Source organism: Burkholderia multivorans ATCC BAA-247 (genome assembly GCF_000959525.1).
Taxonomy (GTDB): Bacteria; Pseudomonadota; Gammaproteobacteria; order Burkholderiales; family Burkholderiaceae; genus Burkholderia; species Burkholderia multivorans.
This window is the reverse complement of sequence record NZ_CP009831.1, coordinates 298,131-315,002: the sequence shown is the minus strand read 5'-3', so window position 1 is coordinate 315,002 and position 16,872 is coordinate 298,131. Positions and strand designations below refer to the sequence as shown.

Below are 16,872 nucleotides of genomic sequence, written 5' to 3'. Positions count from 1 at the left end.
AATTCTTTACATCGGGCTGTCACGTCGTAAACGTTTCGCAGCACCTTCATCCGGGAGACCGATGCCCATACGCGTCGGTCTCCCACTTTTCATCCGCATCCGCACACCGCGTACTTCGCGACCGCGCTCCGCGCCGTCACTGCCTCGGTCCACTGACCGGACTCGCCGCTTCGCCACGGCCGCACACGACCGCACGCGCTTGCCGCTGCAGTGCGTCAAACCACGCGACAGGACCGTTGCGCGCACATCGACCACCACATTTTGTGCAATGCACGACCGAACCTGAGCAAAAAGTATCGGCCCGTCTTTCCTTTTGATGTGGTGAACCGCGTGCGCGCGTCCCACCATTGGCTCTGCCGTCGCCGACGGCAATCGAACAAGCACAATCAAGGAGACACGGGTGAACAAGATGCGAATCGTCGCAGCGGGCGTGCTGCTCGGCGCCTGTCTGCCGGGCATCGCCGCCGCGCAGGCGTGCAAGGTGCCGACTCTGCGCGTGCTCGCGCAGAAGAGTCTCGGTCTGTCCGTCATGGAAAAATCGCTGCCCGGCTACGAGAAGCAGAGCGGCACCAAGGTCGAGATCAGCTACTTCGGCGAGAACGATCGCCGCGCGAAATCGCGGCTCGACGCGTCGACCGGCGCGGGCTCGTATCAGGTCTACTACGTCGACGAGGCGAACGTCGCCGAATTCGCGTCGGCCGGCTGGATCGTGCCGCTCCTCAAGTACTACCCGAAGGAATACGACTACGACGATTTCCTGCCGGGCCGCCGCGCGGTCGCGAGCTACAAGGGCGTCGCATACTTCGCGCCGCTGATCGGCGGCGGCGACTTCCTGTTCTATCGCCGCGACATCCTCGACGCTGCACACATTCCGGTGCCGAAGACGCTCGACGAGCTCGTCGCCGCGGTGAAGAAGCTGAACGCGCCGCCGAAGCTGTACGGCTGGGTCGCGCGCGGCCAGCGCGGCTCGGGAATGAACGTGTGGCGCTGGGCGCCGTTCATGCTCGGGATGGGCGGCACGTGGACCGACAAGAGCGGGCAGCCCGCGTTCGACTCGCCGGCCGCAGTGAAGGCCACGCAGCTGTATAGCGAGCTGTTCAAGTACGCGCCGCCGGGCTCCGCGACCTACGACTGGAGCAACGCGCTCGAAGCGTTCCGCTCCGGCAAGGTCGCGTTCATGATCGAATCGACGCCGTTCGCGGACTGGATGGAGGATGCGAGCAAGTCGACGGTCGCGGGCAAGGTCGGCTATACGCGTCCGCCCGCGCCGCTGCCGTCGGCCGCCTACGGACACGGCTTCGCGATCTCGGCGCTCGGCGCGAAGGACGACTGCACGCGGATGGCGGCCGGCCGCTTCATCGCATGGGCGACCAGCAAGGAGCAGGAACAGGCGCGGCTGCGCAACGGCGTGTTCAGCGACTACAACCGCTCGAGCACGATCGCCAGCCCGTACTTCAAGCAGCACGTCGCGCCGCAGATCCAGGCCGGCCTGAACGACACGAACCCCGTCACGCAGGTGACGATCTGGCGCACGCCGCAGTGGCCCGACATCGGCGACAACCTCGGCATCGCGCTCGAACAGGTGTTCACCGGCACGCAGACCGACGTGCGCGGCACGCTCGACGACGCAACCCAGTACGCGAAGGATGCGCTCGAACATGGCACTCGCAAATGACGGCGCCGGCGCGCATGCGCTCGGCGTGACAACGGTCGCGCGCGCCGCGCGCGGCCGCACGCGGCGCGACCGCACGAGCCTGCCGTGGGTGTTCCTCGCGCCGACCCTCGTGCTGCTCGCGGTCCTGAGCCTCGTTCCGACGATCGCCGCGATCAATCTCGCGCTGCGCAATCGCGTGCTGCGCTACCCGGACAGCGAATACGTCGGGCTGCGCAATTTCCTCCGGCTCGCGTCCGACCGCCGCTTCGTCAATGCGATCGAGGTGTCGGCGCTGTGGGAGATCGTCACGGTAGCCGGCGCCGTGATCGTCGGGATCGCGCTCGCGGTGTTCATGTTCGAGCGCGTGCACGGACGCTGGCGGCGCATCGCGTCGCTCGTGCTGATCATGCCGGTGCTGCTGCCGCGCGTCTCGGCCGCGTTCATCTGGAAGTTCATGTATGCGCCGCTCACCGGGATCGTGAGCTGGCTGCTCGGCGCGCTCGGCATCGGCAACACCGCGTTCCTCGCCGATCCGCATCTCGCGCTGTACGCGGTCGCGCTCGTCGACGTGTGGCAGTGGGGGCTGTTCTTCGCGGTCGTGATCCTGAAGCTGCTGGAGACGCTGCCGCAGGAGCCGCTCGAAGCCGCGCGGCTCGACTATGCGACGACGTGGCAGGTGCACGCGTATATCGCGCTGCCGATGCTGAAGGCGCCGCTCGTGAGCCTGGTGTTCATCAAGATGGTCGAGTCGCTGCGTTCGTTCGACCTGATCTACGTGATGACCAAGGGCGGCCCCGGCATCGCGACCGAGACGCTGGACCTGTATGCGTATCAGCAGGGCATCGGCCTCGCCGGCAAGGTGTCGTATGCGTCGAGCATGGCCGTGCTGATGATGGTCGCGACCACGCTCGTCTTCACGCTCATCTGGAAGAGGGTCAACAAATGGGACGACTGACCGCCCGCGGCGGCATCGCCGCGCCGGCTCTCACCGTCGCGATCGGTGCCGCGATCCTGCTCGTCGCCGCGTTCCCGCTGTTCTGGGCCGTGCTGAATTCGCTGAAGCATCTGCTCGACATCGTGACGCCGACGCCGCGCTTCCTGTTCGTGCCGACGCTCGCGAACTACGAGCAGGTGCTGTCGAGCCCCGAAGTACTGATCGGGCTCGGCAACAGCATCGCGATCGTCGGCGCGGCCGTCGTGCTCGGCGCACTGCTCGGCGTGCCGGCCGCATATGCGATCGCCCGCTATCCGATACGCGGCAAGCGCGACATCCAGTTCTTCCTGCTGTCGCTGCGCTTTCTACCGCCGGTCGCGATCGCGGTGCCGCTGATCGCGATCTGGGTCGATCTCGGGCTGTACGACACGAAGCTGTCGATGATCGTCACGTACCTGCTCGTCACGCTGTCGACGATCACGTGGCTGTCGATTCCGGTGTTCCGCCGGCTGCCGCGCGAGATCGAGGAAGCGGCCGCGCTCGACGGCTACGGGCCGTACGCGGTGTTCTGGCATATCGCGCTGCCGGTGTGCGCGAGCACGCTGCTCGGCGGCATCGTGTTCAGCTTCGTGCTCGTGTGGAACGAGCTGATGATCGCGCTCGCGCTGACGTCGTCGCGCAGCGCGACGCTGCCGGTGGTGGCATCGGCGTTCACGTCGCTCGGACAGGAAGTGCCGTGGGGCGTGATCAACGCGTCGACGGTGCTGCTCGCGCTGCCGCCGCTCGTGTTCGTCGGCATGCTGAGCCGTCTGCTCAATTCGATGGTCAAGGGAAAATAAGGAGGATGCGTTGAAAGCGCTCGTACTCGAACGCACGCGCGAGCTCGCGCTGCGCGATATCGACCTGCCGCTCGAGGTCGGCCCCGGCGACGTCCGGATCAAGATTCATACGGTCGGCGTCTGCGGCAGCGACGTGCATTACTACGTGCACGGCGCGATCGGCCCGTTCCGCGTCGACGCGCCGATGGTGCTCGGCCACGAGGCGGCGGGCATCGTCGTCGAGACCGGTGCGGACGTCACGCACTTGCGCGTCGGCGACCGCGTATGCATGGAGCCCGGCGTGCCGCGCCTCGATTCGCCCGCGACGCTGCGCGGGCTGTACAACCTCGATCCCGACGTGCGCTTCTGGGCGACGCCGCCGGTGCATGGCTGCCTGACGCCGTACGTCGTGCATCCGGCCGCGTTCACGTACCGGCTGCCCGACAACGTGTCGTTCGCCGAGGGCGCGATCGTCGAGCCGCTGTCGATCGGGCTGCAGGCCGCGAAGAAGGCCGCGATGAAGCCCGGCGACATCGCGGTCGTGATCGGCGCGGGCACGATCGGCGCGATGACGACGCTCGCCGCGCTCGCGGGCGGCGCCGCGCGCGTGATTCTCGCCGACGTCGTGCCCGACAAGCTCGCGCTGTTCGACGGCAACCCGGCGGTCACGACCGTCGACGTGCGTACCACGTCGCTCGCCGACGCGGTAGCCGACGTCACCGGCGGCTGGGGCGCGGACGTCGTGTTCGAGGCGAGCGGCAGCGCGAACGCCTATGCGAATCTCGTCGACCTGATGTGCGCGGGCGGCTGCGCGGTGCTGATCGGGATGCCGGTGGCGCCAGTGCCGCTCGACGTGGTCGCGCTGCAGGCGAAGGAAGGCCGGATCGAATCGGTGTTCCGCTACGCGAACATCTTTCCGCGCGCGCTCGCGCTGATCGCATCCGGCGCGATCGACGTGAAGCCGTTCATCTCGCGCACGTTCCCGTTCTCCGAAGGCGTGCGCGCATTCGAGGAAGCGGCGAGCGGCCATCCGCGCGACGTCAAGATTCAGATCGAAATGGATTGAGCCATGGCACGGATCGTCTGCAACGCGTTATCGAAACACTACGACGGCGGCCCGGCCGTGCTGCATCCGCTCGATCTCGACATCGCCGACGGCGAATTCATCGTGCTGCTCGGCCCGTCCGGCTGCGGCAAATCGACGATGCTGCGGATGATCGCGGGCCTCGAGGCGATCACCGGCGGCGAGCTCGTGATCGGCGACGCGGTGGTCAACGACCTGCCGCCGCGCGAGCGCAACGTCGCGATGGTGTTCCAGAACTACGCGCTCTACCCGCACATGACGGTGTACGACAACATCGCGTTCGGCCTGCGCCGGCTGAAGCTGCCGGCCGACGAGATCGATCGCCGCGTGCGCGAGGTCGCGCAGATTCTGAGCCTCGATGCGCTGCTCGACCGCCGGCCGAGGGCGATGTCGGGCGGGCAGCAGCAGCGCACGGCGATCGCGCGCGCGATGATCAAGACGCCCGCGGTGTTCCTGTTCGACGAGCCGCTGTCGAATCTCGACGCGAAGCTGCGCACGCAGCTGCGCGGCGACATCAAGCGGCTGCACCGGCGGCTGAAGACCACGACGCTGTACGTGACGCACGACCAGCTCGAAGCGATGACGCTCGCCGATCGCGTCGTGCTGATGCGCGGCGGCCGCATCGAGCAGATCGGCACGCCGGCCGAGCTGTACGGGCAGCCGCACACGGTGTTCGCGGCCGGCTTCGTCGGCACGCCGGCGATGAATTTCGCGGACGGCACGATCGAGCGCGCGGGCTCGAGCGTGCTGCTCGACTGCAACGGCGTGCGCTGGCCGCTCGCGGCGCCGCGCTTCGCGCAGTTGCAGCACGGCCGGCACGTGAAGGTCGCGATCCGCCCGAATCACCTGAGGCTCGCGGCCGACGGCGACGCGCGGCCCGACGCGCTCGCGCTGACCGGCACGGTCGAACTCGTCGAGCTGCTCGGCGCGGAGGCGCTCGTCACGCTCGACTGGCACGGCCGGCCGTGCGCGGCCCTCGTGCCGGCCCCGATGGCTCCGGCGCCGGGCACCGTGGTAGCGTTGCGCTTCGACGAAGCGGCGCTGCATCTGTTCGACGCCGGCACCGAGCGCAACGTCACGCTGCCGGACGCGAACGCCGACCCGGTCGCGCCCGCGACGCCGCCCGCGCAGGCCGCGCACACCGTGCCGCCCGCCGCGACAGGCTGGTCGATGTCCCGCCCGTAGCGCGCCGGCACGCCACGCAGACGGAGCACACGATGAACCCGGATCTCGAGATCGTTCCTACCCATCGCGACGAATCGTTTCGTGCGTGGGTCCATGACTATCCGCATTCGGTCGCGAAGTGGCACTTTCACCCGGAGTACGAGATTCATCTGATCCAGGCGTCGCACGGCAAGATGTTCGTCGGCGACCACATCGGCGATTTCGGTCCGGGCAACCTGATCGTCACCGGCCCGAATCTGCCGCACAACTGGGTCAGCGAGCTCGCCGACGGCGAACGCGTGCCGTCGCGCGACGTCGTGCTGCAGTTCTCGCGCGACGCGATCGAGAAGATGGTCGGCGCCTTCAGCGAGCTGCAGCCGGTGATCGAGCTGATCGACGACGCATCGCGCGGCGTGCAGTTTCCCGATCGCGTCGGCCGCGAGGTCGCACCGCTGATGCTCGAGCTCGCGAACGCGCACGGCTGCCGCCGCGTCGAGATCCTGATGTCGCTGTTCGACCGGCTGTCGTCGTGCCGCGAGCGGCGCGTGCTCGCCGGCCCCGGCTACCGGATCGACGCGCAGCACTACATGTCGTCGACGATCAACCAGGTGCTGTCGTATCTGCAGCAGAATCTGCCCGGCATGCTGCGCGAGGCGGACGTCGCCGCGTTCGCCGGCATGAGCGTCAGCACGTTCACGCGCTTTTTCCGCCGCCATACGGGTTCGTCGTTCGTCCGCTATCTGAACCGGCTGCGCATCAACGAGGCGTGCGAGCTGCTGATGTTCTCCGACCTGACGGTCACCGACATCTGCTATCGGGTCGGCTTCAACAACCTGTCGAACTTCAATCGACAGTTTCTCGCGATGAAACAGGTGCCGCCGTCGAAGTTCCGCGCGCTGCACCGGCTCAACGAACCGCATGGCCGCGACGATGCGCCGCCCTCGCGGCGAGCGCCGTCACGCGCCCCAGACAGGACGCTTCATACGTGACTTTTCTCGGCATCGATCTCGGCACGTCCGAGGTCAAGGTTCTTCTCACCGATTCCCGATCGGTCCCGCTCGCGACCGGATCGGCCACGCTGTCGATCAGCCGGCCGCACCCGCACTGGTCCGAGCAGAGCCCGCAGGCGTGGTGGCACGCGACGCTCGATGCGATCGCGTCCGTGCGCGCCGCGCATCCGGCCGGCTTTGCCGCGCTGCGCGGCATCGCGCTGTCCGGGCAGATGCACGGCGCGACGCTCGTCGATCGCGCGGGCCAGGTGCTGCGCCCGGCCATCCTGTGGAACGACACGCGCGCCGGCACCGAATGCGTCGAGCTCGAGGCGCTGGTGCCCGAATCGCGCACGATCACCGGCAACATGGCGATGCCCGGCTTCACCGCGCCGAAGCTGATGTGGCTCGCGAAGTACGAGCCGGCGGTGTTCCGCGCGGTACACAAAGTGCTGCTGCCGAAGGACTACGTCGCGTGGCGCCTGTCCGGCGAGTTCGTGTCCGACATGTCGGACGCGTCGGGCACGCTGTGGCTCGACTGCGCGCGCCGCGACTGGTCCGACCGGATGCTCGCCGCCACCGGACTGTCGCGCGAGCAGATGCCGCGCGTCGTCGAAGGCAACGCCGCCGCCGCGCAGCTGCGCGATGCGCTGCGGCGCGAATGGGGAATCGCCGGACCGGTCGCGATCGCGGGCGGCGCCGGCGACAACGCGGCCTCGGCGCTCGGCATGGGCGTCACCGGCGCGGGCAGCGGCTTCCTCTCGCTCGGCACGTCGGGTGTGCTGTTCGCCGGCAACGACCGCTTCGCGCCGAACCCGGACGCCGCCGTGCACGCGTTCTGCCACTGCGTCGAAGGACGCTGGCACCAGATGAGCGTGATCCTGTCGGCCGCCGCGAGCCTCGACTGGCTCGCACGCGCGCACGGCACGACGCCCGGCGCGCTGGCCGCGCGCGCCGAACGCGCCGATCCGGCCCGCGCGCCGCTGTTCCTGCCGTATCTCGGCGGCGAACGCACGCCGCACAACGACGCGCACGCGCGCGGCGTGTTCTTCGGCGTATCGAACGAGCACGGCGCCGACGATCTCGCGTATGCGGTGATGGAAGGCGTCGCGTTCGCGATGGCCGACGGCTACGATGCGCTGCGCGCGGCCGGCACGACGCTCGACGCGGTGTCGTTCATCGGCGGCGGCTCGAAGAGCGTGTTGTGGGCACGGCTGTGCGCGAATGCGACCGGGCTCGCGATGCTGCGTCATGCGGACGGTGCGATCGGCGCGGCGCTCGGCGCCGCACGGCTCGCGCGGCTCGCGGCAACCGGCGATGCGCTCGCGGAAGTCTGTGTCGCGCCGCCCGTCGTCGAGACGATCGCGCCCGAGCCCGCCGGCGTCGATCTGCTCGCCGGCCGGCTCGCGCGGTATCGACGGCTGTACCGCGCGCTTCGCGACGAGTTCAGGCGCGCCGATTGACGCGCGACACGGCGCACGCGGTTCGGCGCAACGCAAACGCGCGTGCCGGAACGGCGCGTGCATCCTGCGCGACGGTCGGCGTCGCCACGCGCGTTCGGCAATCGTTTCGGATTTCGATCGCAGAACGTCCGCCGGCGGACGGTTTCGCACGGCGGCTCGCGTCATTGCCCACGTCGGCGCCGGCGCCCGTCAATGCGCCGCCGCTCACGGCTTCCACCGGTACACGGTGATGCTCGACGCCTTCACGTTGTTCTTCATCACGACGTATTCGCCGGTCGAGCGGCGGTACGCCTTCACGCCGTACATCGAATCGAGCGCGCTGCTCGCATCGACCGTCGCGCTGCTCGTGTTCACCAGCGTCGCGTCGAGGCGACCGGTCGTCAGGTTGAACGCATCGATGTCCGGCAGCGGCTGACCGGTGCCGAACCAATAGCCGACGAACAGATGATCGCCCGCCGCATCGATCGATTTCGCGGTCGTGTGCGGCAGCGTGATCACCGGATTCGGCCGCGTGGTATTGCCCGCGCGCCAGCCGTGATACACCTCGATCCGCGTGCCGATCGCCGTCCAGTCGGTGCCGCCCGTCGGACCTTGCGCGAGGATCATCGTGTCGCTGTCCGCGAGATAGACGATGCGCGTGAGCGGCTGGATGCTGGCCGGCACCGGAATCGTGTCGGGTGCGCCCCACGACGGCTTGCCGTTTGCATCGAAACCCGCCAGCGGGTAGTGGTGGATCACGCCCGTCTTGTCCAACCCGACCCACACGTCGCCGTTGCCGTCGAGACTGAAGCCGCTCGTCACGCGGCGCGTCGTATTGAACGCCGGGCCGGGAAGCGAGCCGTCCGGAATCGCGACGTAGCCGTTCGCGTCGTTGAAGTGGAAGAAGTAGAAGATCGGCGGATTCTGGCCGGACGCGACGAGGATCCGGTGCCCGCCGACCGACACGACATGCCCGAAATGCTCGTCGCGCTGCACGTCGTTCGGATCGATGCGCGGGTCCGCCGGATAGCTGAACGGGTCGACGGTGTTCGCGACCAACGTGCCGCCCGCGGTGCCGCTGTAGATGTGCGTGCCGCCGTAGAACAACGCGCCGTCGGTGGCCGGATCGGGCGCCGCGATCGCCTCGAAGTTCAGTGCCTGCAGCGTCCACCGCAGGCTGCCGGCGCTGCTGTACGCGTGAATGTCGGTCGCGCCGTCGCGGCCGAGATCCCAGCTGCCGCCCCACGGATTGTTCAGCACGTACAGGTTGCCGGCCGCGTCCTTGCCGATGCCGGCCACGCGCGTGAAGCGCTTCGCGCCGACCTGCCCCTTGATGCCGGTCGTCGTGTCGAGATAACCGCCGCGCACGCCGAACGTGCCGGCCAGCGCCGGGCGGCCCGCGATCGCGTAGCGCTTGATGTTCATGTCGGGCCCTTCGTCGCCGACCATCAGCTCGTTCGCCGCCGCATCGAAATAGAGCGACGCCGGCCGCGCGTCGGCCGCCATCCGGATCGTGTTCAGCAATGCGCCGGTCGCGCTGAACTGAACGATCGTGCCCGCATGCTTCTGCGCGACCCACACGTTGCCCGCGCCGTCGAGCGCGAGCGCGCCGGGGCTCGACACGGCGATGTCGCGCTGCCACACGCCGTCGGTCGTAAACACGCGCACGCGGTTGCCGTAGAAGTCGCTCGCATAGAGCAGCGAGCCGGCCGTCGCGAGACCGGTGACGACGTCCACGCGCGGCTGATTCGTCGACGCAGTGACCTGGATGAAGCGGTCGCGCGCTTTCGTCGTGCGGTCGTAGCGGCCGACCGCACCGCTTCCGTATGCTTTGCCGGCCTGCAGCGCGACGAAGATCGACGTCGCGTTGCCGGTGATCGCGCTGCCCTGGAATTCGCCGTGCGCGCCGATCGAGCCGAGCGTTCGGTGGTTCCGATAGATCGACACGCCGCCCGCCTCCTCGTCCCACATCGACGCGGTGTAGATCACGCCTTCCGGCGCGACCCACATCGACCGTGCCGCGTTGCCGACGTGCGCGGCCAGCGTGCCGTAGGTGTTCGCCAGCCAGTCGGTGGCGTTCTGCGCGCGGGATGGTGCGGCCGCGGCAAGCGCGACGGCGACGAGCACCGCTCGAATGCGATTCATCGCGACCATGACTGATGCCCTCCTGAACGTGCGATCGTTCACGTCGACGGCCGCGGGCAGGCGCGCGCGGATCGGCGATCCGTCGATTTTTTTTCGCGGAATCGGCCGGCGCAGCCGGTATCGCGTCCGGTGCGCCGGCGACGAGGAGCGCCGAGCATAGCCGGATTTAATTCGAAAAAAATTGCGGACGGTCCATCGTTCAACGAACGTTGACACTGCGTCGGATCGTTGCCGAAACGGCACCGGCTCGACATGCGGCAGAGTGCGTGTCGCGATCGTTCCGCGCCGCACCATCCGACATCATGCGGACGACGTGCCGGGACGCGGCATCGCGCGACACAGCGCGAGCGGCACCACGACGAGTGCCGCTCCGACGAAGAACGTCGTCGATGCGCCGAAGCGTGCCCACAGCACACCGGCGATGCTGCTCGCGAGCAGCATGCAGACGCCGCTGACCAGATTGAACACGCCGAACGCCGTTCCGCGCAGCTCGGCCGGCGACGTTTCCGACACCATCGCGGCGAGAATGCCTTGCGTGAGCCCCATATGCAGACCCCACGCGGCGACGCCGACGAACATCGACACCGTCGACGTGCCGGCGCCGAGCAATAGATCCGCGACGATCAGCATCGCCATGCCGAGCGCAAGCAGCACGCGCCGATCGAGCCGGTCCGACAGGATGCCGGCCGGCCATGCGGACAGCGAATACGCGGCGCTCATCGCGACCATCACGGCCGGTATCCACGCGATATCGAGCCCCGTCTGCTGCGCGCGCAGCACGAGGAACGCTTCGCTGAAGCGCGCGAGCGTAAACGTCGCGCCCACTGCGACGACGAACCAGTATTGCCGCGGGAACGCGCCGAGCGCGCGCCAATGCAGCGGGGCACGGAAACGCCGCGGCTGCGTGCGCACGGGTTCCCGAACGCCGGCGACGATCAGCACAATCGCGGCGAAAGCCGGCACCACCGCGAACCACAACACGGTGCGAATGCGGTCGCCGAAGCAGAACATCAGCACGATCGCGAGCAGCGGGCCCAGAAACGCGCCGACCGTATCCATCGACTGCCGCAGGCCGAAGCACGCGCCGCGAATCTCGGGCGGCGCGACGTCGGCCACCAGCGCATCGCGCGGCGCGCCGCGTATCCCTTTGCCGACGCGGTCGAGCAGGCGCGCGGCGACGACGACCGACGGCGTGGCTGCGAGCGGAAACAGCGGCTTGGTCAAGGCGGCGAGCCCGTAGCCGAGCAGCAGCAGCCCTTTGCGGCGCCCGAGCCAGTCGCTGATCGCGCCGGAAAACACCTTGACGATCATCGCGGTCGCCTCCGCCGCCCCTTCGAGCACGCCGAGCGCGGCGACGCTCATCCCCATCGTCGACACGAGGTAGATCGGCAGCAGCGCGTGGATCAGCTCCGAGGAAAGATCCATGCAGAGGCTCACGAAACCCAGCGCCCATACGGTACGCGGAATCGCGGGTTTGGCGGCCGTCGGCGGCGAGGTCGTCATCGTTGGTCGTGGTGGTGGCGCGCGGCGGCGGTGTGCGGCCGCATGCGTGCGTGACAGCATGCCCGGCGGCTGGCGCGAACGCAATCGGCCGGCTATATACGCTCGCTCGGCCGCGGTTCGAGCGCGCGCGTCAGTCCGACGCGGCGCGCGCGAGCTTCGCCTGCCGACGCGCGCGGTCGTTGACGATCCGGTGACGACGATGGTCGGTCATCTTCTTCCACTCGCGCGCTTCGTCGCGCGTGCGCAGGCAGGCGATGCAGTAGCCGGTGCGGCCGTCGAACGCGCAGACTTCGACGCAAGGCGATCGGACTGCCATCGTCATTGCCCCGCCGCGGCCGGCAGCACTTCGACGGTCACGTGCGACAGGCCGCCGATGTGCCGCAGCAGGCCGTGATAGAAGCGCGCATCGCGCGTCGGATCGTCGGTCGTCACGGAGACGATCGCGCTCATGTGGCCGGGCCCCACACGCCATACGTGCAGATCGCCGACCGTATCGCCATCGTGCTCGAGCGCGTGCCGCACGCGTTCCGTCAAGCGGCGGTCCGCATTCATGTCGAGCAGGACGCCGCCGGTGTCGCGCATCAGTCCGTACGACCAGTTCGCGATCACGAGCGCGCCCACGATGCCGGCGAGCGGGTCCATCCAGACCCAGCCGAATGCGCGCGCGAGCAGCAGCCCGACGATCGTCAACAGCGAGACGGCAGCATCGGCGATCACGTGGATGTAGGCGGAGCGCAGATTGTGGTCGCGTGTCGCGGCGACGGAGGGGGCGTGGGCGTCGTGCTCGTCGTTGTGCTCGTCGTTGTGCTCGTGGTTGTGATCGTGGTTGTGATCGTGGTTGTGGTGGTGATGACCGTGATGGTCGTGCCCGTGATGATGATCGCCGCTCAACAACCACGCGCTCACGATATTGACGACTAGCCCGGCCACCGCGATCGGAATCGCCTCGCCGAAATGGATCGGCACCGGCGACAGCAGGCGGGCGACGGCCTCGTAACCAATCAGCAGCGCGATCATCGCGAGCACGATCGCGCTCGTAAAGCCGGCCAGATCGCCGAGCTTGCCGGTGCCGAACACGAAGCGAGGATCGCGCGCGTGCCGGCGCGCGTACGTGTACGCGAGCGCGGCGATCAGCATCGCGCCCGCGTGCGTCGACATGTGGAGCCCGTCCGCGACGAGCGCGAGCGAGCCGAACAGCGACCCGCCGACGATCTCCGCCACCATCATCGCCGCACACAGCGCGATCACCATCCACGTCCTGCGCTCGTTTCGCTCGTGCGCGGCGCCGAGAAAGATGTGGTCGTGTCCCGCGCCGAACGCGGCATTCCTGAAATCGTTCACCCGGCCCCCGATCACTTGAAGTAGCTGCGAACGACCGCGACCAGCTGCTCGGTCGCGCCGCCTTCGTCCGCGTGCGTATCGTCCGCATCGACCAGATGGCTGCGGATGTGATCCTCGAGCACCAGCGCGAGCAAACCGTTCATCGCGCCGCGCCCGCTCGTGATCAATTGCAGGATTTCGCTGCAGCTGCGCTCTTCCTCGAGCGCGCGCTCGATCGCTTCCACCTGTCCCTTGATACGGCGGACACGGTTCAGCAGTTTTTGCTTTTCCTTGATCGTATGGCTCATGGTGCGTTCTCGAATATACCGGGGGGGAGTATAGGCGATTTTGGCCAAATAGGGGGGAGGGGTATATCGTCGGAGTCGGGATTCGCGGAGGGGGGCAGATGCGTACGGGGCGTTGCGCGGAGCGCGCGAAAACACGCGGCCATGCCGATGCAACCGGCGCAATATCGTTCTGGGCGCCCGAGCGTGCGCAAGCCCTTTCGCGCGGCATTGTGCCCCTCCGTCACGACAGAAGAGGCGATTCCGGCCCATGCCATATCTTCCAGACGGGGCCGCGAAGAGCGTCGTTCAGTCATCTGCCGGACATTCGGCGGCGATCGCGTAGGGCTGATGGCCGCCGTAACGATTTGCCGGCCAAGCGCGCGCCGCCCGTACCGGCATTCGCCAGGCAATCTGTACCGGTACTGTACTGACAATCGTCATTACACTGACTCCATTCCTGCCCAGAACCCGAATGGAGAACTCGCGATGGAATTCCTCACGCTGAGCGCGCTGCCCGCCGGCATGCTGTTCGCGCTCGTCACGTCGATCACGCCCGGCCCGAACAACACGATGCTGCTCGCATCCGGCGTCAATTTCGGCTTTCGCCGCACGATGCCGCACCTGTTTGGTATCAGCATCGGCGTCGCGATCCTCATGCTCTGCGTCGGCTTCGGACTCGGCGAAGCGTTCAAGCGCGTGCCGCTGCTATACACGGTTCTCGAAGTCGCGAGCGTCGCGTATCTGCTGTATCTCGCCTGGCGCATCGGCACGTCCGGCGAAGTGAAGGCGCACGGCGCAAAGCCGCGGCCGATGACGTTCATCGAAGCCGCCGCGTTCCAATGGGTCAATCCGAAGGCATGGATGATGGTGCTGACCGCCGCGACGACGATCCGGCTGTCCGCCGATTACGGCATGAACGCCGCGTGGATGGCCGTCGTATTCGTGCTGATCGGCTTTCCGTGCATCAGCCTGTGGGCCGCGTTCGGCCTCGGCCTGCGGCGTTTCCTGTCGAATCCGCGCGCGCTGCGCATCTTCAACGTGACGATGGCCGTGCTGCTGATCCTGTCCCTGTATCCGCTCGTCGCGCACGTATTGCCGCAGTGAGCGCTCACCGCCCATTGAGCTTCGCGCGACGCAGGCGTACGCTCTCGCTACTGACGCGTGCAGCCGCTTCGCCGGCTGCGCCGCCGCTGCCGGGAGATTGCCGATGAAGCCAATGCTGAGGGCGGGCGAGCGCATCGAAGGAATGCACTGGGTGGCCGAATACCATCCGGGCACGCACGACATCCGCGTGCTGCGCGAGGACATCGAAGTCGGCACTTACTGCGCGCCGCCGACGCTGTTCGGCGACGAGGAAGAGATGGGCGCCGCGAACCTCGCCGATCACCGCTGCCGCGAGGCCGCGCTGCGCGCGTATCTGCGCACGTTCGTGAAGGAACACGACGCGGAAGAATGAACGGCGGCACACGTGCCGCCGAGTCGACGGGCCGCGAATGCGGCCCGGATGCTTTTGCGCGACGACGCACGCGAGTCGCGAGAGGCGAGCCGCGAGCCGCGACCCACTGGCCGAGCCGGGCGCGCCGCCCCGAACGCCGGCACGCCGAGCCTGGCCCCGCTCAGTGCCCGATCGGCTCGATCGTGCCGGTCGACGGCGTCGTCCGATGCGGCCGCGCGATCTGCTTGATCAGCAGCGCGACACAGGCAAGCAGCCCGGCCACGGCGATCGTCGCGAACACGCCGGCGAACGAGAAATGCCGGCGCGTGAGCTCAGCGACCAGAAACGACCCGGCAATCCCGCCGAAGCGTCCGACGCCGAGCATCCACGCGACACCGGTGCCGCGCCCTTCGGTCGGATAGAACGCAGCCGCGAGCGCCGGCATCGACGATTGCGCGGTGTTCATCAGCACGCCGGCGACGAACACGACGAGCACGAGCAGCCCGACGTTGCCGGCCGCCTGCCCGATCGCATAGACGCTGACGGCCGTCAGCGCATAGCAGACGGCGATCACGCGGTTCGCGTTGAAGCGATCCATCAGCACGCCACACAGCACCGCGCCGACGCCGCCGAGCGGGAACAGCGCGGAAATCAGCGTCGCGCTCTTCGGCGTGAGGCCCGCATCCTTCAGCAGAATCGGCATCCAGTTGATCGACGCGTAGAAGATCACGAGCCCCATGAAGTACGCGGCCCACAGCATCACCGAGCCGATCACGTACGAGCGCGACAGCACGACGCCGAGCCCCTTGCCGCCGGTCTGCGGCGCCGACTCCGTCATCGCGAACGCGCTCGCGTTCAGCGCATCGCGCGAGATGCGCGCGAGCGTCGCGCGGATCCGGTCGACCGGATGGCCGTGCGCGACCATGAAGCGTACCGATTCGGGCATCTTCAACAGCAGCAGCACGCCGAGCAGCAGCGGCGTCACGCCGCCGAGCACCAGCACGCTGCGCCAGCCGAAATGCGGAATCATCCACGCGGCGAGAAACCCGCCGAATGCCGCACCGAGCGGAAAGCCGCAGAACATCAGGTTGATCACGGTCGCGCGGCGCTTGTCCGGGCAGAACTCGCCCATCATCGTGACCGCATTCGGCATCGCGGCGCCAAGCCCGACGCCGGTCACGAAGCGCAGCACGGTCAGATGCCCGATCGTCGTCGAGAACGCGGACACGAGGCACGCGATGCCGAACAGGAACACCGAGCCGAGCAGCAGCACGCGTCGCCCGAGCCGGTCCGACAGCGGCCCCGACACGAGCGCGCCGCAGGCGAGGCCGAACAGCGCGGCGCTCAGCACCGGCGCGAGATCGGGCTTGGTCAGGTTCCATTCGCCGAGCAGCGACGGCGCGATAAAGCCGATCGCGGCCGTATCGAATCCGTCGAGCAGGACGATCACGAAACACATGAGAAACACGAGCCACTGAAAGCCGCCGAACGGCTGCTCGTTGATGAAGGTCTGGACGTCGACCACCGGGGTGCGATTCACTGTCTGTCTCCTTGTCGATGTCGGGCTCGGCAGGCGCTCGATGCGCTGCGTGCCGCGACGCCGGATTGTCGGCGGCCCGGCGGGCGCCGGGCCATTCCTTTGTTTGCGTACCGGCCATCCGGTACGCGGCGCGCCGATGCACTGCCGGCGCGTTCGTTGCCAGTCGCGCTTAGCCTGCCGCGTCCTGTTCCTTGAAGATGCGATCCGCGAGATGGAATGCGGAATTCGCCGCCGGCACGCCGCAGTAGATCGCGCTCTGCAGCAGCACTTCCTTGATCTCGTCGCGCGTCACGCCGTTGTTGCGTGCGGCGCGCAGATGCAGCGCCAGTTCCTCGCTGCGGTTCAGCGCGACCATCATCGCGATCGTCAGCAGGCTGCGCGTATGGCGCGGCAGGCCGTCGCGCGTCCAGATCTCGCCCCACGCATAGCGCGTGATCAGGTTCTGGAATTCCTCGGTCACCTCGGTTCGGTTCTCGATCGAGCGGTCGACATGCGCGTCGCCGAGCACCGCGCGGCGCACCTTCATTCCGGCTTCGTAACGTTGCTGGTCGTCCATC

The 16,872-nt window shown here is 68.0% G+C and carries 16 protein-coding genes; 9 read left to right on the top strand and 7 right to left on the bottom strand.

The window, feature by feature from the left end; genetic code table 11:
* Positions 1-409: 409 nt before the first annotated feature.
* From NP80_RS03685 to xylB, 7 genes are read left to right on the top strand one after another with little or no spacing between them, the layout of a single operon-like run.
* Positions 410-1,675, top strand: coding sequence for an ABC transporter substrate-binding protein (locus tag NP80_RS03685; RefSeq protein ID WP_232356517.1), 1,266 nt, complete (start codon positions 410-412; stop codon positions 1,673-1,675).
* Positions 1,659-2,609, top strand: a complete 951-nt coding sequence (locus NP80_RS03680) for a carbohydrate ABC transporter permease (RefSeq protein WP_006410225.1) — start codon at positions 1,659-1,661, stop codon at positions 2,607-2,609. Before NP80_RS03685 ends, NP80_RS03680 begins: the two co-directional genes overlap by 17 nt.
* Complete coding sequence (locus tag NP80_RS03675; protein ID WP_006404555.1) at positions 2,597-3,427, top strand: carbohydrate ABC transporter permease; 831 nt, start codon at positions 2,597-2,599, stop codon at positions 3,425-3,427. The genes NP80_RS03680 and NP80_RS03675 overlap by 13 nt, the downstream gene beginning before the upstream one ends.
* A gap of 10 nt (positions 3,428-3,437) precedes the next feature.
* Entirely contained in the window at positions 3,438-4,472 is a 1,035-nt protein-coding gene (locus NP80_RS03670; protein WP_006404556.1) for an NAD(P)-dependent alcohol dehydrogenase, read from the top strand.
* A 3-nt stretch (positions 4,473-4,475) separates the two neighbouring features.
* Positions 4,476-5,675 (top strand): ABC transporter ATP-binding protein, encoded by a 1,200-nt coding sequence (locus NP80_RS03665; protein WP_006410219.1) that lies wholly within the window; start codon positions 4,476-4,478, stop codon positions 5,673-5,675.
* A gap of 32 nt (positions 5,676-5,707) precedes the next feature.
* Positions 5,708-6,643 (top strand): AraC family transcriptional regulator, encoded by a 936-nt coding sequence (locus tag NP80_RS03660; protein ID WP_006410217.1) that lies wholly within the window; start codon positions 5,708-5,710, stop codon positions 6,641-6,643.
* Positions 6,640-8,106, top strand: coding sequence for a xylulokinase (gene xylB / locus NP80_RS03655; protein ID WP_045593078.1), 1,467 nt, complete (start codon positions 6,640-6,642; stop codon positions 8,104-8,106). The genes NP80_RS03660 and xylB overlap by 4 nt, the downstream gene beginning before the upstream one ends.
* 204 nt (positions 8,107-8,310) lie before the next feature.
* Here the strand turns inward: xylB and NP80_RS03645 are convergent, their stop codons facing one another.
* The 5 genes from NP80_RS03645 to NP80_RS03625 all read right to left on the bottom strand — a co-directional run bounded on the left by NP80_RS03645 (position 8,311) and on the right by NP80_RS03625 (position 13,361).
* The gene (locus NP80_RS03645; protein ID WP_035946161.1) at positions 8,311-10,239 is read right to left on the bottom strand and encodes an SMP-30/gluconolactonase/LRE family protein; all 1,929 of its coding nucleotides are present in this window, start codon (positions 10,237-10,239) and stop codon (positions 8,311-8,313) included.
* Positions 10,240-10,530: 291 nt separating this feature from the next.
* Entirely contained in the window at positions 10,531-11,733 is a 1,203-nt protein-coding gene (locus NP80_RS03640; RefSeq protein ID WP_006404564.1) for an MFS transporter, read from the bottom strand.
* 130 nt (positions 11,734-11,863) lie between these two features.
* Positions 11,864-12,055, bottom strand: a complete 192-nt coding sequence (locus tag NP80_RS03635) for a DUF1289 domain-containing protein (protein ID WP_006409371.1) — start codon at positions 12,053-12,055, stop codon at positions 11,864-11,866.
* Positions 12,052-13,074, bottom strand: a complete 1,023-nt coding sequence (gene dmeF, locus NP80_RS03630; RefSeq protein WP_006409373.1) for a CDF family Co(II)/Ni(II) efflux transporter DmeF — start codon at positions 13,072-13,074, stop codon at positions 12,052-12,054. The genes NP80_RS03635 and dmeF overlap by 4 nt, the downstream gene beginning before the upstream one ends.
* An 11-nt stretch (positions 13,075-13,085) precedes the next feature.
* Positions 13,086-13,361: a metal/formaldehyde-sensitive transcriptional repressor gene (locus tag NP80_RS03625; protein ID WP_006409366.1), complete on the bottom strand. Its 276-nt coding sequence runs from the start codon at positions 13,359-13,361 to the stop codon at positions 13,086-13,088.
* A 465-nt stretch (positions 13,362-13,826) separates the two neighbouring features.
* Here NP80_RS03625 and NP80_RS03620 point away from each other — a divergent pair, with 465 nt between their 5' ends.
* On the top strand, positions 13,827-14,444 hold the full coding sequence (locus NP80_RS03620) for a LysE family translocator (RefSeq protein ID WP_006404570.1): 618 nt from the start codon (positions 13,827-13,829) through the stop codon (positions 14,442-14,444).
* A 103-nt stretch (positions 14,445-14,547) separates the two neighbouring features.
* Positions 14,548-14,796 carry a hypothetical protein gene (locus NP80_RS03615; protein ID WP_012217756.1) on the top strand — a complete coding sequence of 83 codons (249 nt, stop codon included), beginning with the start codon at positions 14,548-14,550 and terminating at the stop codon, positions 14,794-14,796.
* Positions 14,797-14,956: 160 nt separating this feature from the next.
* Here NP80_RS03615 and NP80_RS03610 read toward each other — a convergent pair whose 3' ends face one another.
* Positions 14,957-16,315, bottom strand: coding sequence for an MFS transporter (locus tag NP80_RS03610; RefSeq protein WP_006409377.1), 1,359 nt, complete (start codon positions 16,313-16,315; stop codon positions 14,957-14,959).
* A gap of 169 nt (positions 16,316-16,484) precedes the next feature.
* Entirely contained in the window at positions 16,485-16,871 is a 387-nt protein-coding gene (gene pcaC, locus NP80_RS03605; RefSeq protein WP_006409381.1) for a 4-carboxymuconolactone decarboxylase, read from the bottom strand.
* Position 16,872 lies beyond the last annotated feature (1 nt).